Source organism: Paraburkholderia phymatum, assembly GCF_038900715.1.
Taxonomy (GTDB): Bacteria; Pseudomonadota; Gammaproteobacteria; order Burkholderiales; family Burkholderiaceae; genus Paraburkholderia; species Paraburkholderia phymatum_A.
Window position 1 is genome coordinate 111,563 of the sequence record NZ_JAYMRZ010000015.1, and the last position, 21,479, is coordinate 133,041.

18 protein-coding genes are annotated in these 21,479 nt (G+C 64.0%); 15 read left to right on the top strand and 3 right to left on the bottom strand.

Annotation, left to right across the window (positions count from 1 at the left end; translation table 11 throughout):
• Positions 1-21 precede the first annotated feature (21 nt).
• The 7 genes from VSR68_RS25605 (at position 22) to VSR68_RS25635 (ending at position 9,316) form a co-directional block, all read left to right on the top strand.
• Positions 22-1,128, top strand: coding sequence for an ABC transporter substrate-binding protein (locus VSR68_RS25605; RefSeq protein WP_342942514.1), 1,107 nt, complete (start codon positions 22-24; stop codon positions 1,126-1,128).
• Positions 1,129-1,261: 133 nt separating this feature from the next.
• Positions 1,262-2,203 (top strand): ABC transporter permease subunit, encoded by a 942-nt coding sequence (locus VSR68_RS25610; RefSeq protein ID WP_342942515.1) that lies wholly within the window; start codon positions 1,262-1,264, stop codon positions 2,201-2,203.
• Positions 2,200-3,033, top strand: coding sequence for an ABC transporter permease (locus VSR68_RS25615; RefSeq protein ID WP_342942516.1), 834 nt, complete (start codon positions 2,200-2,202; stop codon positions 3,031-3,033). Before VSR68_RS25610 ends, VSR68_RS25615 begins: the two co-directional genes overlap by 4 nt.
• 14 nt (positions 3,034-3,047) lie before the next feature.
• Positions 3,048-4,121 (top strand): ABC transporter ATP-binding protein, encoded by a 1,074-nt coding sequence (locus tag VSR68_RS25620; protein WP_342942517.1) that lies wholly within the window; start codon positions 3,048-3,050, stop codon positions 4,119-4,121.
• Between the two features lie 382 nt (positions 4,122-4,503).
• Positions 4,504-5,784 (top strand): dicarboxylate/amino acid:cation symporter, encoded by a 1,281-nt coding sequence (locus VSR68_RS25625; RefSeq protein WP_342942518.1) that lies wholly within the window; start codon positions 4,504-4,506, stop codon positions 5,782-5,784.
• A gap of 3 nt (positions 5,785-5,787) precedes the next feature.
• Positions 5,788-7,920, top strand: coding sequence for a sensor histidine kinase (locus tag VSR68_RS25630; RefSeq protein ID WP_342942519.1), 2,133 nt, complete (start codon positions 5,788-5,790; stop codon positions 7,918-7,920).
• Positions 7,921-7,960: 40 nt separating this feature from the next.
• Complete coding sequence (locus VSR68_RS25635; protein WP_342942611.1) at positions 7,961-9,316, top strand: sigma-54 dependent transcriptional regulator; 1,356 nt, start codon at positions 7,961-7,963, stop codon at positions 9,314-9,316.
• 81 nt (positions 9,317-9,397) lie between these two features.
• Here the strand turns inward: VSR68_RS25635 and VSR68_RS25640 are convergent, their stop codons facing one another.
• A complete protein-coding gene (locus VSR68_RS25640; protein WP_342942520.1) occupies positions 9,398-9,931 on the bottom strand; it encodes a TlpA disulfide reductase family protein in 534 nt (177 codons plus the stop codon).
• 390 nt (positions 9,932-10,321) lie between these two features.
• Between VSR68_RS25640 and VSR68_RS25645 the strand changes: the two genes are divergently transcribed.
• Positions 10,322-10,936: a hypothetical protein gene (locus VSR68_RS25645; RefSeq protein ID WP_342942521.1), complete on the top strand. Its 615-nt coding sequence runs from the start codon at positions 10,322-10,324 to the stop codon at positions 10,934-10,936.
• Positions 10,937-11,270: 334 nt separating this feature from the next.
• On the opposite strand, the gene VSR68_RS25650 is transcribed toward VSR68_RS25645, so the two are convergent.
• Together VSR68_RS25650 and VSR68_RS25655 are read right to left on the bottom strand one after the other, a co-directional pair.
• Positions 11,271-12,845, bottom strand: a complete 1,575-nt coding sequence (locus VSR68_RS25650) for a YifB family Mg chelatase-like AAA ATPase (RefSeq protein WP_342942522.1) — start codon at positions 12,843-12,845, stop codon at positions 11,271-11,273.
• Between the two features lie 100 nt (positions 12,846-12,945).
• Positions 12,946-13,200 carry an accessory factor UbiK family protein gene (locus VSR68_RS25655; RefSeq protein WP_087734194.1) on the bottom strand — a complete coding sequence of 85 codons (255 nt, stop codon included), beginning with the start codon at positions 13,198-13,200 and terminating at the stop codon, positions 12,946-12,948.
• Between the two features lie 413 nt (positions 13,201-13,613).
• On the opposite strand from VSR68_RS25655, the gene VSR68_RS25660 reads away from it, so the two are divergent.
• The 7 genes from VSR68_RS25660 to ptsP all read left to right on the top strand — a co-directional run bounded on the left by VSR68_RS25660 (position 13,614) and on the right by ptsP (position 21,458).
• Entirely contained in the window at positions 13,614-13,952 is a 339-nt protein-coding gene (locus VSR68_RS25660; RefSeq protein WP_020566534.1) for a P-II family nitrogen regulator, read from the top strand.
• A 26-nt stretch (positions 13,953-13,978) separates the two neighbouring features.
• Complete coding sequence (locus tag VSR68_RS25665) at positions 13,979-15,481, top strand: ammonium transporter (protein WP_342942523.1); 1,503 nt, start codon at positions 13,979-13,981, stop codon at positions 15,479-15,481.
• A gap of 282 nt (positions 15,482-15,763) precedes the next feature.
• Complete coding sequence (gene gshA / locus VSR68_RS25670; RefSeq protein ID WP_342942524.1) at positions 15,764-17,053, top strand: glutamate--cysteine ligase; 1,290 nt, start codon at positions 15,764-15,766, stop codon at positions 17,051-17,053.
• Between the two features lie 205 nt (positions 17,054-17,258).
• Positions 17,259-18,215: a glutathione synthase gene (gene gshB / locus VSR68_RS25675; RefSeq protein ID WP_342942525.1), complete on the top strand. Its 957-nt coding sequence runs from the start codon at positions 17,259-17,261 to the stop codon at positions 18,213-18,215.
• Positions 18,216-18,500: 285 nt separating this feature from the next.
• Positions 18,501-19,013 (top strand): PTS sugar transporter subunit IIA, encoded by a 513-nt coding sequence (locus VSR68_RS25680; protein ID WP_342942526.1) that lies wholly within the window; start codon positions 18,501-18,503, stop codon positions 19,011-19,013.
• A 93-nt stretch (positions 19,014-19,106) separates the two neighbouring features.
• Positions 19,107-19,376: an HPr family phosphocarrier protein gene (locus tag VSR68_RS25685; protein WP_087734327.1), complete on the top strand. Its 270-nt coding sequence runs from the start codon at positions 19,107-19,109 to the stop codon at positions 19,374-19,376.
• A 342-nt stretch (positions 19,377-19,718) separates the two neighbouring features.
• A complete protein-coding gene (gene ptsP / locus VSR68_RS25690) occupies positions 19,719-21,458 on the top strand; it encodes a phosphoenolpyruvate--protein phosphotransferase (RefSeq protein WP_342942527.1) in 1,740 nt (579 codons plus the stop codon).
• Positions 21,459-21,479: the final 21 nt, after the last annotated feature.

The following is a 21,479-nucleotide window of genomic DNA, read 5'->3' on the forward strand; positions in this document are numbered from 1 at the left end:
TCGGCAGAGGATGAGAAGACCATGAAACCGACCACGTTACGTTGTTTGCTCTCGATGTCCGCGCTGGCCGGCGTGACGGCCGCGAGCAATGCGGTAGCGGCACCTTCCGATGCGCTCGTTGCCGCCGCAAAGCAGGAAGGGCAACTCACGGTGATCGCGCTGCCGCACGACTGGTGCGGCTACGGCCCGATGATCGCGGCATTCCAGAAGAAGTACGGCATCAAGATCAACGAGCTGAATCCGGATGCGGGCTCCGGCGACGAGATCGAAGCCATCAAGGCGAACAAGGGCAACAAGGGCCCGCAGGCGCCCGACGTGATCGACGTCGGCCTTTCGTTCGGTCCTGCCGCGAAGGCGCAAGGCCTGTTGCAGCCGTACAAGGTGTCGACGTGGAAGTCGATTCCGGACGATTCGAAAGATGCCGAAGGCTACTGGTACGGCGACTACTACGGCGTGCTCGCGTTCGAAGTGAACGCGGACATGATCGACAAGGTTCCGGCCGACTGGAGCGATCTGCAAAAGGCCGACTACAAGAACGCCGTGTCGCTCGCGGGCGATCCGCGCTCGGCGAACCAGGCGATCCAGGGCGTGTACGCAGCGGGCCTCTCCGTCGCGAAGGGCGACGCGAGCAAGGCGGGGCAGGCGGGCCTCAAGTACTTCGCCGATCTCAACAAGAGCGGCAACTTCGTGCCCGTGATCGGCAAGGCGGCTTCGCTCGCGCAAGGCACGACGCCCATCATCGTGCGCTGGGACTACAACGCGCTCGCCGACCGCGACACGCTGAAGGGCAACCCGAAGGTACACGTGGTCGTGCCGAAGACGGGTGTCGTCGCCGGCGTCTACGTGCAGGCGATCAGCGCATACGCACCGCATCCGAACGCGGCCAAGCTGTGGATGGAATACCTGTATTCGGACGAAGGCCAGATCGGCTGGCTGACGGGCTACTGCCATCCCATCCGCTACAACGAACTGGTCTCGCAGAAGAAGGTGCCGCAGGCGCTGCTCGACAAGCTGCCGCCCGCCTCTGCGTACAAGGGCGCGGTGTTCCCGACCTTGCAGCAACAGGACGCAACGAAGGACGTCGTGACGAAGCAGTGGGACCAGGTCGTCGGCGCGAACGTCAAGTAAGCGCCGGCGTGATGTTGGAATGCGAGTTGCGATGCGGGCCGCGCTGCGCCGCCCGCATCGCCTGCCCGGTCAGAGATGATGTCACGCGACGCAGGGCACGCGTGTCTGTTCGAGGGTGAGCGAGGGTGAGTTGATGAGCGCTTCATCGGAAGCCGGGCCAGGCGGCCGGGCGGACCTGATGGTTCCGTCCGTGCCGGCGCCCGCGCCGAAGGTCGACGGCCCGGGCCGGTCGTCGCCGCTATGGACGTGGATCGGCGTGATGCCGTTCTTCGTCTTCGCATTGCTGTTCCTGATCCTGCCGACGGGCTTCCTGATGGTCGGCGCGTTTCAGGACGCGCAAGGCCACTTCACGCTCGCCAACATGCGCGATCTGTTCCAGGAGGGCACGCTCGACGCGTACTGGATCAGCTTCAAGGTGAGCGCGGCATCGGCGTTCGGCGGCGCGGTGCTCGGCTCGCTGCTCGCATGGGCAGCCGTGCATGGCCGGCTGCCGGGCTGGATTCGTCCGACGCTGCTCACGTTCTCGGGCGTCGCATCGAATTTCGCGGGCGTGCCGCTCGCGTTCGCGTTCATCTGCACTTTGGGGCGCGTCGGCCTCGTCACGGTGCTGCTGAAGAAATACACGGGCATCAATCTCTACTCGACGGGCTTCAGCATTCTCAGCTTCTGGGGCCTGACGATCACTTACCTGTATTTCCAGATCCCGTTGATGGTTCTGATCATCACGCCCGCGCTCGACGGCCTCAAGCGCGAGTGGCGCGAAGCGTGCGATTGCCTCGGCGGCACCGCGTATCAGTACTGGCGCTACGTGGCGTTGCCCGTGCTGTGGCCGAGCGTGCTGGGCGCGACGCTGCTGCTGTTCGCGAACTCGTTCGGCGCGGTTGCGACGGCGTATGCGTTGACGGGCAGTTCGCTGAACATCGTGACGATCTTGCTCTACGCGCAGATTCGCGGCGACGTGCTGCACAACCAGAACCTCGGCTATGCGCTCGCGCTCGGCATGATCCTCGTGACGGGGCTGTCGAACGGCGGCTATATCTGGCTGCGCTCGCGCGTCGAAAGGGGGCGCAGATGAGCACGCAATCTCAATCGAACGCGCAGTCGCACGCGCAACCGAACACGCAATCGCGCGTGGGCGCGTGGACCGCGATGATCGTCGGGTCGCTGTACTTTCTGATTCCGCTGCTCGCGACTTTCGAATTCAGTTTGCGCATGCGGCGCGGCACATACAGCTTCGATGCTTACCAAGTTGTGCTTTCCGATTCGCATTTTCAGGCGTCGTTCGGCTATTCGATTCTGATGGCGTTGCTGACGATCGTCGTCGGCGTGCTGCTCGTCGTGCCGACGGCCTATTGGGTGCAGTTGCGTCTGCCGAAGCTACGCGGCATCGTCGAGTTCATCACGCTGCTGCCGCTCGTCGTGCCCGCGATCGTGATCGTGTTCGGCTATCTCCGCATCTACAACAGCAGCTCGATTCTGCCGCTGACGTCGAACGAACGCGCGACCGATCTGCTGCTCGTGTTCGGCTACGTGACGCTGTCGCTGCCGTACATGTATCGCGCGGTCGATGCCGGGCTGCGCGCCGTCGACATCCGTTCGCTGACGGAAGCTGCCGAATGCCTCGGCGCGAACTGGCCGACCATTCTCTTCAAGGTGATCTTTCCGAACATCCGCTCGGGCATTCTGTCCGGCGCGTTTCTCACCTTTGCGGTGGTGATCGGCGAGTTCACGATTGCGAGTTTGCTGGACCGTCCGGCGTTCGGTCCGTATCTGCAACTGATCGGCGCAAACCGCGCCTACGAGCCGTCCGCGCTCGCAATCATCGCGTTTGCCGTCACGTGGGCGTCGATGGGGCTGATCCAGGTGTTCGGCTCCGTGCGCACGCTCGCTGCGCACAAGCCCTAAATCGAGGCACCGTCATGGCGTTTCTTGAAATCGACAGTCTGCACAAGACATTCGGCGCAAACACGGCGCTGCATCACTTCGACATGCAGATCGAGCGCGGCGAATTCATCACGTTTCTCGGGCCGTCGGGCTGCGGCAAGACGACGGTGCTGCGCATGATCGCCGGCTTCGAGTCGCCGACGCGCGGCACGATCCGCCTCGACGGCCGCGACGTCACGCATCTGCGCACACGGCAGCGCAAGGTCGGCATGGTGTTTCAGGCGTATGCGCTCTTTCCGAACATGACGGTCGCCGAGAACATCGGCTTCGGGCTCAAGGTCGCGCATCGTCCGCAGAGCGAAATCAAACAGCGCGTCGACGAGATGCTGCAACTGATCAAGCTGCCGCATCTCGGCGAGCGTTATCCGTGGCAACTGTCGGGCGGGCAGCAGCAACGCGTCGCGCTGGCGCGCGCGCTCGCAGGCAAGCCGCAAGTGCTGTTGCTCGACGAGCCGCTCTCGGCGCTCGACGCGAAGATCCGCATTTCGCTACGGCAGGACATTCGCGCGCTGCAACGCGAGCTCGGCATCACGTCGATCTTCGTCACGCACGACCAAGAAGAGGCGCTGTCGATTTCCGACCGCATCGTCGTGATGAACGAAGGGCGCGTCGAGCAGATCGGCACGCCGCTCGAGATCTACAACTATCCGCGCACGCGTTTCGTCGCGTCGTTCGTCGGCACGTTGAACATTCTGTCTGGGCATGTGATCGATCCGTCGACGGGGCGCATGGCCGTCGACGGCCAGGAGCTGCGCACGACGCAAACACTGCCCGCCGACGATGCCGGCAAGAAGCGCATGCTCGCGCTGCGTCCCGAGGCGATCGTGCTCGAAGCGCCTGCCGCAGGCCGCAATACGCTGACGGCGACGGTCGAAGAAGTGAGCTTTCTCGGCGCGATCGTGCGCATCCGGACGCGCGTGAAGGACGAGGTGATCTCGCTCGACATCTTCAACGATCCGAACCGCCGTTTGCCCGAACGCGGCCAGCCTGTTGCGCTCGGTTTCTCGCACGAGAACCTGCTCGTGCTCGAAGAAGGGGTTCAGGGTTAGCCCTGGGCTTGCGGGACAAGAGCGTTCGGGAATCCGGACGACCGCATTCCGGATTTCCGGAAACCCGGAAGGTCCGTCGCATGTTCGTCTTGAAATTACGTTTTAAATCAATGGGATAGGCGGCAAACAAACGCTGGCATCGACCTTGCGAAGAAAACGTGCGGCCGCAATGGCCCCACCACTACAAAGCAGAGCAAAGGCGCCACCGCGCCAACTCTGGTCGATAGGAGACAACGATGCCTGAGTTCCTGTACTGGTCCCTCTGATTTCGTCGTCTTGTCGCGGGCTTGTTCACCGCGCATGACGCACGTCTGACGTACCTCATGCGCTACGTGACGGGCCTTCGGTCCACCCCGGCTTTACTCCATTGCAGGAACACATCGTGAAGAAACCTTTTTATAAAGTCCTCTACGTGCAGGTGATCGTCGCGATCATCATCGGCATTGCGCTGGGGCACTTCTATCCGTCGCTCGCCACCGACATGAAGCCGCTCGGCGATGGCTTCATCAAGCTGATCAAGATGGTGATCGGGCCGATCATCTTCTGTACCGTCGTGACGGGTATCGCCGGCATGGAAGACATGAAGAAGGTCGGGCGCGTGGGCGGCAAGGCGCTGCTGTACTTCGAAATCGTCTCGACGTTCGCGCTGATTCTCGGCCTGGCCGCGACGCACCTGCTGCGGCCGGGCGTCGGCTTCAACGTCGATCCCGCTTCGCTCAACGGCAAGGAAGTCGCGTCGTATGCAGCGAAGGCGCACGGCCAGACGACGGTCGACTTCCTGATGCACATCATTCCGGACACGCTCGTGTCGGCGTTCTCGCAAGGTGAAATCCTGCAGATCCTGCTGGTCGCGCTGCTGTTCGGCGCGGTGCTCGCGCACATCGGCGAGCGCGGCAAACCGGTGACGAGTTTCATCGAAAGCCTGTCGAGCATCCTGTTCGGCATGGTCGGCATCATCACGAAGCTCGCGCCGATCGGTGCGTTCGGCGCGATGGCGTTCACGATCGGCAAGTACGGCATCGGCTCGCTGCTGCCGATGCTGAAGCTGATCGGCACGTTCTATCTGACGTCGATCGTGTTCGTGGTCGTCGTGCTCGGCATCATCGCGCGGATGGTGGGCTTCAACATCCTGCGCTTCGTCGCGTACATCAAGGAAGAAATGCTGATCGTGCTGGGCACGAGCTCATCGGAAGCGGCACTGCCGCAACTGATGCTGAAGCTCGAAAAGCTCGGCTGCTCGCGCTCGGTGGTGGGTCTCGTCGTGCCGACGGGCTATTCGTTCAACCTCGATGGCACCAACATCTACATGACGATGGCGGTGCTGTTCATCGCGCAGGCGACCAACACCGACCTCACGTGGGGCCAGCAACTGACGCTGCTCGCGGTGACGATGCTGACGTCGAAGGGCGCAAGCGGCGTGACGGGCGCAGGCTTCATCACGCTCGCCGCAACGCTCGCCGTCGTGCCGACGATTCCGCTGTCGGGCATGGTGCTGATTCTCGGCATCGACCGCTTCATGAGCGAATGCCGCGCGCTGACGAACATCGTCGGCAACGGCGTGGCGACGGTTGTGGTGTCGGCATGGGAAAAGGAACTGGACCGCTCGAAGCTGCGCGCCGCGTTGCGCCGGGATGTGTCGGTCAACGAAACGGCCGAGGTCTGAGCCATGAAGGCGGCGCCGCGGCAGCATGGCGCGGCGCCGCTCGCAACGGATGCGGCGGCGTCCGATGGATCGCCGCCTGATGCATCCGATGGTCTTGCGGGCGCCGAGGCGCCCGACGGCTTCGATGCGTGCGATGGGCTCGACGCGCTCGACCAGCCCGACGAACGCGATGCACGCGACCTACGCGACCTACACGACGATGCGGCGCGATATGCCACAATAGGCGATCCCCATCGAACGACTTCCGCCATCGTGACGCGCCGCCTGCTGATCCTGTTCGCGCTCGTCGCCGGGCTCGTGGCAGCCTGCGGGCTCACGTGGACCGTCACGTGGCAGCGCGGCATCGATACGCTGCGGCGCAACGCCGCCGTGCGCGCCGATCGCACGACGAACGCGCTCAGAAGCACGCTCGAGCGCTACGAATCGCTTCCTTATCTGCTCGGCGAGCATCCCCTTGTTCAAGACGTGCTCGTGACTCCCGACGCGGACAACGTCGCGCGCGCCAATCAATATCTCGAAGACCTCAATCGCCGCGCCCGCGCGAACGTCGCGTACATCATCACGGCGACCGGCCGCTGTGTCGCGGCGAGCAACTGGAATGAGCGCGACAGCTTCATCGGCCAGGAGTATCTGTTCAGGCCGTATTTCGTCGAGGCCGAGAAGGGCAAAGTCGGGCGCTTCTTCGGCATCGGCACGACGTCGCTCGATCCGGGCTACTACATTTCGCAACCGGTGCGGCGCGATAACAAGATCGTCGGCGTGGCGGTCGTCAAGCTGAATCTCGAATGGTTTCAGGGTGCGGACGCGTCCGAGCCGTTGATCGTCACCGACGATCACGGCGTGATCTTTCTGTCGTCGGTGCCGGCGTGGAAGTATCACACCGTCAAGCCGCTTTCGAGCGATGTGATCGCGTCGATCTACGACACGCGCCAGTACGCGCGCCAGCCGATCGCGCCGCTGCCGATGACGGTCGTGCGCACGCTCGAAGGCGGCGCGCAGATCGTGCGCATCGGCGGCGGACGCTACGCGCCGCGTTTTCTCGCGTCGACGCGCGCGCTCGGCGAGCCGGACTGGCGGCTCATCACGATGGCGCCCGTCGATCCCGTCAATGCAGACGCGCGTTACGCGACGATCGTGACGGGCTTCGGCTATGTGTCACTGTGCCTGTTGCTGTTCTACTGGCGCATGCGCCGCGCGCGCGTGCGCGAAGTGATGCGCAGCCGCGCGCTGTTGCAGAAGGCCTACGCCGAGCTGAATCAGCGCGTGGCCGAGCGCACCGCCGATCTGTCGCAGGCGAACGAGCAATTGAAGAAGGAAGTGAGCGAGCGCACACGCGCGGAACAGGAGTTGCGCGCCGCGCACGACGAGCTGATTCAGGCGAGCAAGCTCGCGGCGCTCGGCCAGATGGCGGCGGGTATCACGCATGAGCTGAATCAGCCGCTCGCCGCGTTGCGCGGCTTCTCCGACAACACGCGCGTGTTTCTCGAACGCGGCGATCATGCATCGGCGAAAGACAACCTCGAAGCGATCGCCGCGCTCACCGAGCGCATGGGCAAGATCACGAATCAGCTGAAGCTCTTCGTCGGGCGCGCGCGGCCGCGCAACGCGCGCGCGGGCGTCGCGCGGGCGCTGCGCAACGTGCTGACGCTGTTGCAGAAACGCTTGCAGGGCGTGACGGTCGACATATCGTTGATCGACGAGGGCGCGGCGCCCGTGCGGCTCGATGTCGGGAGCGACGATCCGAAACTGGTCGCGCATTGCGACGACTTGCGGCTCGAACAGGTGCTGATCAATCTGCTCGGCAATGCGCTCGACGCCGTGGCGGGCACGCCTGCGCCGCGCATTGCGATCGACGTCGAAACGGCTCAGGCAGTGCTCACGATCACCGTGAGCGACAATGGTCCCGGTATTCCCGACGACGTGCTGCCGCAGCTCTTCGAGCCTTTCTTCACAACGAAGGAAATGGGTCAGGGGCTGGGACTGGGGCTTGCGATCTGCTCGTCGATCGCGCGCGATTGCGGCGGCTCGCTCGTCGCGCGCAACAACGCACAAGGCGGCGCCGCGTTCGTGCTGACGTTGCGCCGCGCGGGCGCGCAGGCAACGGACATCGCGGACTCCGTCACGACGGGCTCGTGATTCGGCGCAGACTCAACGCATGGTTAGATTGGCAGGGAACATGGTGAACAAGGGCGTGCAGGTCCTCTATATCGAAGACGACGAACTCGTGCGGCGTGCGAGCGTGCAAAGCCTGCAACTGGCGGGATTCGAGGTGGTGGGGCATGCGTCGGTGGAATCGGCGGCGCGGCTGATCAACGCGGAGTTTTTGGGCGTGATCGTCAGCGATATCCGCTTGCCTGGCGCAAGCGGCCTCGACCTGCTCGCGCAATGCCGCGAGCGCGCGCCCGATGTGCCCGTGATTCTCGTCACAGGGCACGGCGATATTTCGATGGCAGTGCAGGCGATGCGCGACGGCGCGTATGACTTCATCGAAAAGCCGTTCGCGTCGGAGCGGCTCATCGAAACCGTGCGCCGCGCGCTGGAGCGCCGCACGCTGGTGCTCGAAAATCTCGCGCTGCGCCGCGAACTGGCGGAGCAGGGCACGCTGGCGCCGCGCATCATCGGACGCAGTCCCGCCATCGAGCAGGTGCGCAAGCTGATCGCGAACGTCGCGCCGACGGACGCCTCCGTGCTGATCAACGGCGATACGGGCGCGGGCAAGGAGCTGATCGCGCGCAGTCTGCACGAGTTGTCGCCGCGTCGCGACAAGCCGTTTCTCGCGGTGAACTGCGGCGCGCTGCCCGAGCCGATGTTCGAATCGGAGATGTTCGGCTACGAGCCGGGCGCGTTCACGGGCGCGGCGAAGCGGCGCATCGGCAAGCTGGAGCACGCGTCGGGCGGCACGCTGTTTCTCGACGAAATCGAAAGCATGCCGCTCGCGTTGCAGGTCAAGCTGCTGCGCGTGCTGCAGGACGGCGTGCTGGAACGGCTCGGCTCGAACCAGCCGATACGTGTCGATTGCCGCATCGTCGCGGCCGCGAAGGGCGACATGACCGGGCACGTCGCGGCGGGCACGTTCCGGCGCGATCTGCTGTATCGGCTCAACGTGGTGACGATTGCGCTGCCGCCGCTGTCGGAGCGGCGCGAGGACATCGTGCCGCTCTTCGAGCATTTTCTGCTCGACGCCGCCGTGCGTTATCAACGGCCCGCGCCGATTCTCACCGACCGGCAGCGCACGAACCTGATGCAGCGCGAATGGCCGGGCAACGTGCGCGAATTGCGCAATGCGGCGGATCGCTTCGTGCTGGGCGTCGGCGACGATACGGCGACGGCCGACGACGATGCCCTGACGTCGGTTACGCAGCCGTTGAAGGAGCGCGTCGAGCAGTTCGAGCGCGCGGTCATCGCCGAGGCGCTGGAGCAGACGGGCGGCGCCGTTGCGGTGGCGGCGGACAGGCTGCAGGTCGGCAAGGCGACGCTCTACGAGAAGATCAAGCGTTACGGCCTGACTGTGCGTGGCGAAGGGGAGCGGTGAAGCGGGAGGTGCTGCTGACGGCGGGTGCGCTGCGATGATTCAGCGCGACGTCCGCCGTCGAGAGGAGAAGGATTCGGGCGATCAGGTCGTGCCCAGCGCCTTTTGCAGCAGTTGATCGAGTTCCGCGAACTGCGGCTCGCCGACGTAGCGCTTCAGCACCTTGCCGTTGCGGTCGATGACGAACGTGGTCGGCGTCAGTTGCACGTTGCCGAACTGCTTCGCAGCCGAGCCGTCGTCCATCGCGACCTTGAACGGCAGGCGGCGCGTTTCCGTGTAGTTGGTCACGTACATCGGCGCGTCGTAGCTCATCGCGACGGCGACGAATTCGAGGCCCTTGTCCTTGAAGCGGTTATACGTCTGGATCATCTGCGGCATTTCCTTCATGCAGGTGTCGCAGCTCGTCGCCCAGAAGTTGACGAGATAGACCTTGCCTTTGAGATCGGCGGTCGACACTTTCTGGCCGGACAGCAACGTGAACGTCGCGTCGGGCACATGCTGCTGGCTGCCGAACGCGAAATAGCCCGCGACGGCGATCGCGCCTGCAACGACAGCCGCGGCGATATACCGAACCGGGCTCGAGCGCCGGGAGACGTTGCTTTGGATGGTTTGGCTCATGAACGGGACCTCGGAAACGCGCGGAAGGCACGCCGGATAACACCTGATGGCGCCGGTACGGTGCGGATACGGGTGGCGGGATTTTGTCTCATATTGTAGCGGCAATCCTGTGGTGCGGCTGACGCGGCGTAGTTAATGGGGGGATAACGGGGTTGTATCAGGCGGAGTAGGGCGCTGAGGCGTCAACTCTGGTCGACCGCCTTGCATGGGAGCAGAGTAAGCGCTAAAGCGCTAACTCTGGTCGACCGCGTTGCATGGGACCAGAGTAAGCGCTAAAGCGCTAACTCTGGTCGACCGCGTTGCATGGGACCAGAGTAAGCGCTAAAGCGCTAACTCTGGTCGACAGCGGATAATGGTGCTTTCCGTCATGTAATCGCCGTTTGCCGCGTCATGCTCCGTTCCATTCTCCGCGCATCTGCCCGCCACTTCGTTCGTTCCGCCCATCCGTCCGATACGTCATCTGCATTCGGTTCGCCGCTGGCGGCGGTTGCCGCCGTGCTGGCGGCCGGCTGGCTGCTTGCCGCCTGCTCGCCGACCTACGACTGGCGCACGATCATGAACAACGACAACGGCTACACGGTCGATTTGCCCGCCAAACCGACGTCGGACGAACGGCAGATCGACATCGACGGCACGCCGATGAAAATGGCGATGCAAATCGCCGAGGCCGGCGACGCCGTGTTCGCCGTCGGCACGGTGATGCTGCCCAGCGACGATCCGCAGGTGCAGCGCATGGCGCTCGACTATCTGCGCTCGGGACTCGCACGCAACCTCGGAACCGCGCCGAATGCGCACGTGGCAACGATTCCGCTTGCCGCGGGCGGGCAGGTGCAAGGGCTCGAAATGACGTTCAGCGGGAAGGCGGGCCCGAAACAGGAAACGCGGACGATGCACGCGCGGCTCGTCGCCAAGGGGCGACATGTGTATCAGGCGGCCGTGATCGCGAGCAAGGAACCGCCGCCGGAACAGGTCGAACAATTCTTCGAATCGTTCAAACTTTACTGATTTGGGGCCGGATAGATGGCCGACGAACACCCGATCAAGTGAAAGTTCCTTCGCAGAAAAGACCGCTAATCTCGCGTTTACATGGGACTTTTTCGGTTACTCACAGGATCTGTGGATAACTTTGTTGGTAACTCTGTGCGGTAGGCCGCAAATGCCCATCGGACGGGCAGGTTGTCAGTTTGCCCTGAATCTTGGCATTTTGAAAAATCCAATAAAATCAACGACATCATCGTCGTGCCTCACAACAGCCTTTCAGATGTATCCAAATCTATCAGAGGGCGGAAAATGTGCATAAGTCAAGTCTTGACATGCGCTTTTTTGTCTTCCGCAGCTTTTACTGAGTGCTGAACGCCCGGCGATATTGCACCGCTTCGGATATCTGCGCGGCATTCGGGACGTCGTTGCCCGCGAGATCCGCGATCGTTCTCGCGACCTTGAGCACGCGGTAGTAAGCGCGCGCTGACCAGCCGAAACGCTCGCCCGCTTCACGCAAGAGCCGCTCGCCGTCGCTGTCGGGCCGGCAGACCTCATCCACTTCGCGGCCGGTCAACTCGCGGTTCATCTTCGCTTGCCGCCGAAGCTGTCGTTCGCGCGCCGCCTCCACTCGTTGCGCAATCGATGCGCTCACCTCGCCTTGCGTCATCGAGCGCGCGGACAGTTCGGCGGGCGAGAGCGCCGGAATCTCGATCTGGATATCGATGCGATCAAGCAGCGGCCCCGACAGCTTGCGCAAATAGCGCGCGGCGACCTCGTGGGTGCATCGGCAGCGGCCGCCCGGATCGCCGCGCCAGCCACACGGACAGGGATTCATCGCGGCGATCAACTGGCACGCTGCGGGAAAGTCTGCTTGGAGCGCCGCGCGGGAAATCGTGATGCGGCCGTTTTCGAGCGGCTCGCGCAGGGTTTCGAGCACATGTCTGTCGAATTCGGGCAGCTCGTCGAGGAAGAGCACCCCCAGATGCGCGAGCGTGATTTCGCCCGGTTGCGGCGGATTGCGTCCACCGACCAGCGCCGCCGCGCTCGACGAATGATGTGGCGCACGAAACGGCCGCTGACGCCACTGCGCGGGCGTGAACCCGGCGGCGCTGGCGGAGAGCAGGGCGGCGGACGTGAGCGCTTCGTCGTCGGTCATGGGCGGCAACAGGCTCGGCAGGCGCGCGGCGAGCATCGACTTGCCGGCGCCGGGCGGACCGATCATCAGCATGTGATGTCCGCCTGCTGCCGCCACTTCGAGCGCGCGCCGGGCGCCGCGCTGGCCGATGACGTCGGCCATGTCGGCTGGCGTTGCGGCTGTGTCGCTGAGCAGCGTGGGCGCTGCGACGGGCGACAGGCGCGCATCGGCTTCACCAGCGAGGTGCGCGCAAAGCGACGGCAAATCCGCCGCGCCATAGACAGCCACGCCAGGCACGAGCGCCGCCTCCTTCGCGCTGGCAAGCGGGAGATACAGCTCGGGCGTGCGGTCGTCGTCCCGCTCGAATTGCGCGTCGGCGGAAGCGTCGGCCGACGACAGATGACCGCGCGCCGTGCCGCAGGCCATCGCGAACGCGCCGCGCATCGGCCGAAGCGCGCCTGTCAGCGACAATTCGCCCGCAAACTCCCGATGCGCGAGCGATTCAGCGGGAATCTGCCCGCTCGCCGCCAGGATGCCGAGCGCAATCGGCAGGTCGAAACGTCCGGATTCCTTTGGAAGATCAGCGGGCGCGAGATTGACGGTGATGCGTCGGACGGGAAAATCCAGCCCGCAATTGAGCAGCGCCGCGCGCACGCGTTCGCGGCTCTCGCGTACTTCGACATCGGGCAGGCCGACAATGGAAAAAGAAGGAAGTCCGTTGGCGAGATGAACCTCGACGGTAACTTCAGGCGCACGGCCAGCGGCCGGCGCGCGACTGCGCACCACGGCAAGCGACATGTTTTCTCCCGTCCAGACGCGCCTCGCGGGCGCGTTCACCTTAAAGCGCTGACGACGTCACGGGCCGCTTGCCTGTGATGTGCAGATCAGATGGGCGTGCTCAGGAAGATTGCGTCACGGGCAGCTTCTGCTCGAGTTCGGCGACGCGCCGCTCTAGCTCTTCCAGACGCGCGCGGGTGCGCACGAGCACCTGCGTCTGCGTATCGAATTCTTCGCGCGTCACCAGATCGAGCTTCGAGAAGCCCTGAGACAGCATCGCGCGCACATTGCGTTCGACATCTTTGGCCGGCGAGTTCTTGAACAGCTCGCTCACGCGTGCCTGAAAGTCGTTGAAGACGTCGTTTGGTTGCTTCATTTCATTCCCCTTATTGCACAAAAAATGTGCATGTGTCGTTACGTGCGTGCCTCGTAACACTGAATGACCGTTTCTGGTGCAGGCACACAGCCGCCACGTTCCGGCGTGGACGGCTTTGGTGCGCACGCCCGTGGCCCAAGCCTGCAAACACTCTAGCAACGATCCCGAGGGCGCGCTACCGGTCGCGAGCGGAACTGGCCATCCGGACAAGTAAACGCGCAAACCCTTGTGCCATAAGGCCCGGCGGGAGTTTGCCACAAACATGGCATGGACGTTGCTGTTACTGCCCCGCGCACCGGCGGGACGCCGTCTGGAGATGCGCCGATGCTGCGGTTCCGGGGGCCGAGACCGAAAGCACGGCGCAAGGCGAATGCAAGTCACGCAACGGGTTGAGTCACTACAGCGAGGATTTCATGAAACTCATTACCGCAATCATCAAGCCGTTCAAGCTCGATGAGGCGCGCGAAGCCCTGTCGGCCATCGGCGTCTCGGGCATCACGGTGACAGAAGTGAAAGGGTTCGGACGTCAGAAGGGCCACACGGAGTTGTATCGGGGAGCGGAATACGTCGTCGACTTTCTGCCGAAGGTGAAGATCGAAGCGGCCGTGTCGGACGACATCGTCGACCAGGCGATCGAAGCCATCGAGCGGGCGGCGCGGACGGGCAAGATCGGCGACGGGAAGATCTTCGTCACGCCGATCGAACAGGTGATTCGTATTCGTACCGGCGAGACCGGCGCGGACGCACTGTAAAAAACAGCGACAAGAGGAAACTGAAGATGCGTAAATTATTGATGTCCCTGCTGATGGCCGGCTCGCTGCTGTCGGTCGGCATCGGCGCTGCCCTCGCGGACGACGCGTCGGCGCCTGCCGCGGCTTCCGCCCCGGACACGACGGCGAGCGCGCCGGCTTCGTCGGATGCTGCGGCACCCGCCGCGAGCGCGCCCGCAGCGGACGCCTCAGCGGCGCCTGCCGCCAGCGCTCCCGCTGACGCATCGGCAGCGGCTGCGGCTTCGGAAGCAGCGCCCGCTGCGCCGACGGCACCGTTCTCGGTCGATTCGTCGAAGCTCAATTCCGGCGATACCGCCTGGATGCTGACCTCGACGGCACTCGTGCTGTTCATGACGATCCCCGGTCTCGCGCTCTTCTACGCCGGCATGGTCCGCAAGAAGAATGTGCTCGCGACCGTCATGCAGAGCTTCGCGATCACCTGTCTCGTGACGGTGATCTGGACGGTCCTCGGCTACAGCCTCGCGTTCACGCCGGGCGGCTCGTTCCTCGGCGGCTTCTCGCGCGTGATGCTGCACGGCATGGCGTACATCAAGGGCGACAAGGCGACGACGCTCACCGTCAGCCACCTCGCGCCGACCATTCCGGAATCCGTCTATTTCGTCTACCAGATGACGTTCGCGATCATCACGCCGGCGCTGATCACGGGCGCATTCGCGGACCGCATGAAGTTTTCCGCGATGCTGATCTTCATGACGCTGTGGTCGATCATCGTCTACTCGCCGATCGCTCACATGGTCTGGGAACCGACGGGCTGGCTGGCGAGCGCGGGCATCCTCGACTTCGCGGGCGGCACGGTGGTGCACATCAACGCGGGTGTCGCGGGCCTGATCTGCTGTCTCGTGCTCGGCAAGCGCACGGGCTACGGCAAGGACTCGATGGCGCCGCACAACCTCGTGCTGACGATGATCGGCGGCTCGATGCTGTGGGTGGGCTGGTTCGGCTTCAACGCGGGTTCGGCAGTGGCGGCGGACGGCCGTGCCGGTTTCGCGATGCTGACGACGCAGGTTGCAACGGCGATGGCAGCGCTCGGCTGGATGTTCGCCGAGTGGATCGCGAAGGGTAAGCCGTCGGTGCTCGGCATCGTGTCGGGCGCGGTGGCGGGTCTGGTGGCGATCACGCCGGCGTCGGGCTTCGTCGGCGTGGGCGGCGCGCTCGCCATCGGCCTGATCGCGGGCGTGGTCTGCTTCTGGTCGGCCACGTGGCTCAAGCACAAGATGGGCTACGACGACTCGCTCGACGCATTCGGCGTGCACTGCATCGGCGGTATCGTCGGCGCGATCCTGACGGGCGTGTTCGCCGTCAAGGACATCGGCGGCTTCGACGGCAGCGTCATCCTCCAGCTGAAGGGCGTTCTGACGACGCTCGTCTACAGCGGCGTGATCAGCTTCATTCTGCTGAAGATCATCGACGTGACGATCGGCCTGCGCGTGACGGAAGAAGAAGAGCGCGAAGGTCTGGACGTGATCCTGCACGGCGAACACGTCGAGTAAGGCAAGCGTCTTCCGGCAACGGAATTTGCGAAAGTTGGGCCCGCCTTCACGGCGGGCTTTTTTCATGCTGCGGCAGTTCGTCCCGGTCGCACGGCAGCCGCGCGACGGGCGCCAACCAGCCCGGCAGACGGCGCCGCAATCTTGTCTCACAAACAGCAGATTTTCCGGCTATCGTTGATATAGGGAGAATGCATCCACCCACAACTTGCGAATGGAGAAAGCGTCCCCAAATGGGCAGGGCAATTGCTCTACAATCTTTTTTCTCCAGTTTGCGAGTGATCAATGGTTCCGCATTTAGTTACGGCGTTAAACGGTCCGCTGCTCGATCTCGAGCGGAAGATCCTCGACGCGACGCCCGCCATCGAACGCTGGTTCCGCCTCGAATGGCAGGAGCACACGCCGCCGTTCTATTGCTCGGTCGATCTGCGTAACGCCGGCTTCAAGCTCGCGCCCGTCGACACGAACCTCTTTCCGGGCGCGTTCAACAACCTGCCGCAGGAAACGCTGCCGCTTGCCGTGCAGGCGGCGATGGCGTCGATCGAAAAGATCTGCCCGGACGCGAAGAATCTGCTCGTCATCCCCGAGCGTCACACGCGCAATGCGTTTTACCTGGAAAACGTCGCGCGGCTCGCGACGATCATGCGTCAGGCCGGCTTGAACGTCCGCTTCGGCACGCTGGACGAAAACATCGTCGGTCCCGTCACCATTTCGCTGTCGGACGGCCAGAAGATCGTGCTGGAGCCGCTGGAGCGCTCGGCGCGCCGCATCGGGCTGAAGAATTTCGATCCGTGCTCGATCCTGCTGAACAACGACCTGTCGGGCGGCATTCCGCCGGTTCTCGAAAACCTGCACGAGCAGTATGTGCTGCCGCCTTTGCACGCCGGCTGGGCCGTGCGCCGCAAGTCGACGCACTTCTCCTGCTACGACGACGTCGCGAAGAAGTTCGCGAAGATGGTCGAGATCGATCCGTGGATGATCAATCCGTACTTCGCGCATGTCGAAGGCGTCGATTTCGAGGCGCGCACGGGTGAGGAAGCGCTCACCGACGCGATCGACGGCGTGCTGAAGAAGATCGCGAAGAAGTACCGCGAGTACGGTATTTCGGAAAAGCCGTATGTCGTCATCAAGTCGGACGCGGGCACCTACGGCATGGGCGTGATGACGGTGCACGACGCGTCGGAAGTGGCTGCGCTCACGAAGCGCGAGCGCACCAAGATGGCGACCACGAAGGAAGGGCTCGAAGTACACGACATGATCGTGCAGGAAGGCGTCTATACGTTCGAGCGCATCGGCGAGGAAGTGGCCGAGCCCGTCGTGTACATGATCGACCGGTACGTGGTGGGCGGCTTCTATCGCGTGCACGGCAGCCGCGACCGCGACCAGAACCTGAACGCACCGGGCATGCACTTCGTGCCGCTCGGCTTCGAGCACACGGCGCTTCCTGATGCGCATGCGAAGCCGGGCGCCGCGCCGCCGAACCGCTTCTACATGTATGGCGTGGTCGGGCGGCTGGGGCTGCTGGCGGCATCGGTGGAGCTGGAAAAGACCGATCCCGAGGCGATCCAGGTCTGACGGCGGGCGCGCCCGTTGCTTTCCGCAAGGCGCGCGAACGTGACGCGAACGGGCGCGCGGCAAGCACGTCACGCGTACTCACGGTAGGCTGTTGCCCCCGCGGAATCGAATTCCGCCGGACGGGCACGCAGACGCACGGCATCGGCGCGTTTGCCGTACGCTATAGCAAACAACGCGCGGCCCGCGAGGGCGCATCAGGAACTCCATGGATATTCTCTTCATCGCCGACCCGCTTTCCCGCTTCAAGATCTACAAGGACTCGACCTACGCGATGATGGCCGAGGCCGCAAAGCGCGGCCACACGCTCTACGCATGCGAGCCGCAGCATCTGGCGTGGACGGGCTCCGGCGTCGAGGCGAACGTGTACCGCTTTGAGATCGTCGGCGATCAGTCGGACGGCCATCGCGACGTCTGGTACGAGGCGCAGCCCGTCGAGGCGCGCGCGCTGGCGGGCTTCGGCGCCGTGCTGATGCGCAAGGACCCGCCGTTCGACATGGAATACGTGACGTCGACGTGGCTGCTCGAACTCGCGGAACGCGCGGGCGCGCGCATCTTCAACAAGCCGCAGGCAATTCGCGACCATTCGGAAAAGATGGCGATCGGCGAGTTTCCGCAGTTCGTTGCGCCGACGCTCGTTACGCGTGATCCGGCCCGTTTGCGCGCGTTCCATGCGGAGCACGGCGACGTGATCCTGAAGCCGCTCGACGGGATGGGCGGCATGGGCGTGTTTCGCGTGAAGGCGGACGGCATGAACCTCGGCTCGATCGTCGAGATGCTGAGCCACGACGGCGCGCGTTCCGTGATGGCGCAGAAGTTCATCCCCGAGATCAGGACAGGCGACAAGCGCATTCTGCTGATCGGCGGCGAGCCGGTGCCGTATTCGCTTGCGCGCATTCCGCAGGGCAGCGAGGTGCGCGGCAATCTCGCGGCGGGCGGTCTGGGCGTCGCGCAGCCGCTGACGGCGCGCGATCGGGAGATCGCCGAAGCGCTCGGGCCGGTGCTGGAGGCGCGCGGGCTGTTGCTGGTCGGGCTGGATGCGATCGGCGACTGGCTGACGGAAGTGAATGTCACGAGTCCGACGTGCTTCCGCGAGATCATGGATCAGACGGGGTTCGACGTCGCGGCAATGTTCATCGATGCGCTAGAGAAGGCCGTCGGTTGAAGCGGCGCGCGTGCGCCGCCATGTTTTGCCATGAAGGCAATGAAGGTTCGCGCTGTCGGCCAGCCAGGCGTGAAATGGCCGAAAGCGCGAAAATGAGGCTGTTACAATGCCCGCTCGCCTGATAGCGGCCCGTGAGGGGCAGCGTGATCCGGCCCCTTGGCGGCCGATCTCGGGCGAGTTCGATGGGCCTCGTTTCCCGCTTGCCGCGTCCGGCTTTTCATCTGACGCGCAGCGCACGGGAAGCAGGGCAGCGATTTCCGGGCGGTTTTCTGCAGCAAGGCTGACATGGCAGGCATTCTGATCATTGCGCACGCTCCCTTCGCCACGGCGCTACGCGAGTGTGTCGCGCACATTTACGGCGGCTTGCCCGCCCGCATCGGCGTCATCGACGTGTCGCCGGATTGCGATCCCGTACAGGTCGTTTCATCCGCTTATGCGGAGATCGACAGACTCAAGGAAGAAAACGGCACGCTTGTGTTGACCGACATGTTCGGCGCGACGCCGGCGAACATTGCAGGCCGGCTCGCGTCCCTTCCCGACGTGCGCGTGCTGGCCGGCGTGAATCTGCCGATGCTGGTGCGCGCCGTCTGCTATCGCGCGACGCCGCTCGACGTGCTCGTCGACAAGGCACTGGCGGGCGCGACCAAAGGCATTCAAGCCGTCGGACCGGCGACGCCGCCGCCTGCCGTTCCCGTCGCGAGCACCGCTGATTGCATTCCCGCACTGCCGCCGGACAAGGCGCTGGCCGAAACCTGCAAGGCCGGCAACGGGTCCGGCTGCGATTCAAACGACGCGTGAGCGCCGCATAATCTGCGACACGGCAAGCGCGCCGCGTGCGGCGTGTTTGCCGCTTACCTCGATAACTTCAACACCAGCGCATTGGATCAACACATGCTGCAACAAGAAACGACCATCGTGAACAAGCTGGGGCTGCACGCTCGCGCGTCGGCGAAGCTGACGCAACTTGCCGCCAACTTCCAGGCGGAAATCTGGATGAGCCGCAACGGCCGGCGCATCAACGCGAAGAGCATCATGGGCGTGATGATGTTGGCAGCGGGCATCGGCAGTACGGTGTTGATCGAGACGGAAGGCGAGGACGAGAAAGAAGCGATGGATGCGCTGCTTAAACTGATCGCCGATAAATTCGGCGAAGGCCAATAAGAAACTTAAAAATCCGCTCCCGCTTTCGTTCTGGAAGAGACGCCGCGCGATGTCGCGGCGTTTTCTTTTTGACGGTCGCGTTTGTCCGTCGAATGCGGCTCGCTGCTAGCTTGCTTGCTGGATCTTCTCGCCGCCGCGCGTTCTCCGAATACCGATGTTCCGCCGACGTATGTCGGGCGTAAGCGCACGACAAGCCGCGCGACAGCAAATCGCTCGAAGGCGCGCGCCTCAAGATGCTGCGCTGCACAGCACTGTCGCGCGCTGCGGAATTTATAATGATCCACGGGGTCTGAGAGCACTGCAGCGGTCTGCCGCGGCATTACACAACTAGAGGAGGTGCGCGTGTCATTCACGCTGCATGGAATTCCCGTGTCACGCGGTATCGCCATCGGGCGGGCGTATCTGATCGCCCCGGCTGCGCTGGACGTCGACCACTATCTGATCGAGCCCACCCAGATCGAGGACGAGGTGGAGCGCTTTCGCGCGGCCCAGCAGGTCGTGCATCAGGAGCTCGACGAACTGCGCGCCGATCTGGCCGCCGACGCGCCCACCGAAATGGGCGCGTTTCTCGACGTACATTCAATGATCCTGAACGATGCGATGCTCGTTCAGGAAACCATCGACCTCATCCGCACGCGCCGCTACAACGTCGAATGGGCGTTGACGGAACAGCTCGAACGTCTGACGCGCCACTTCGACGAAGTGGAAGACGAGTATCTGCGCGAGCGCAAAGCCGATATCGAACAGGTGGTCGAGCGCGTGCTGAAGGCGCTCGCCGGTGCGACGGTCTCGCTCGTCAGCATCCACGGCCGCTGCGACGAAATGATCGTGGTCGCGCACGACATCGCGCCCGCCGACATGATGCAGTTCAAGACGCAGACCTTCCAGGGCTTCGTCACGGACCTGGGCGGCCGCACGTCGCATACGGCGATCGTCGCGCGCAGCCTCGGCATTCCCGCGACGGTCGGCGTGCAGCACGCGAGCGCGCTGATCCGCCAGGACGATCTGATCATCGTCGACGGCGACCATGGCATCGTGATCGTCGATCCGGCGCCGATCGTGCTCGAAGAATATTCGTACCGGCAAAGCGAGAAGGCGCTCGAGGCGCGCAAGCTGCAACGGCTGAAGTTCTCGCCGACGCAGACGGTGTGCGGCACGCGCATCGAGCTGTGCGCGAACATCGAGTTGCCGGAGGACGCGCAGTCGGCGCTCGACGCGGGCGCGACGGGCATCGGCCTGTTCCGTACCGAGTTCCTCTTCATGAACCAGAAGCACGGGATGCCGGAAGAGGAAGAGCAGTTCACCGCGTACCGGCGCGCGGTCGAGCTGATGAACGGCATGCCCGTGACGATCCGCACAATCGACGTCGGCGCGGACAAGCCGCTCGATTCGATCGGCGACGAGTACGAAACCGCGCCCAACCCGGCGCTCGGCCTTCGCGCGATCCGCTGGAGCCTGTCCGAGCCGCATATGTTCCTGACGCAGTTGCGCGCGATCCTGCGCGCGTCGGCGTATGGCTCGGTGAAGATTCTGATTCCGATGCTCGCGCACGCGCGCGAGATCGATCAGACGCTCGATCTGATCCAGGAAGCCAAGCGCCAGCTCGACGATGCAGGCCTCGCCTACGACCCGAACGTGCGCGTCGGCGCGATGATCGAGATTCCCGCTGCGGCGATCGCGTTGCCGCTGTTCCTGAAGCGGCTCGATTTCCTGTCGATCGGGACGAACGATCTGATCCAGTACACGCTCGCAATCGATCGCGCCGACAACGCGGTCGCGCATCTGTACGATCCGCTGCATCCCGCCGTGCTGCATCTGATCGCGTTCACGCTGCGCGAGGCGAAGCGGGTGGGCGTGCCGGTGTCGATCTGCGGGGAAATGGCTGGCGATCCGTCGCTGACACGTCTGCTGCTCGGCATGGGGCTGACGGAATTTTCGATGCATCCGAGCCAGTTGCTGCTCGTGAAGCAGGAGATCCTGCGCGCGCATCTGAAAACGCTGGAAAAGCCCGTCGCCGATGTGCTCGCGGCGTTCGAGCCGGAAGAGGTGCAGTCGGCGCTGGAGCGGGTCGCGCGGGCCTGACGTGTAGTGTTTGTTCGTTCG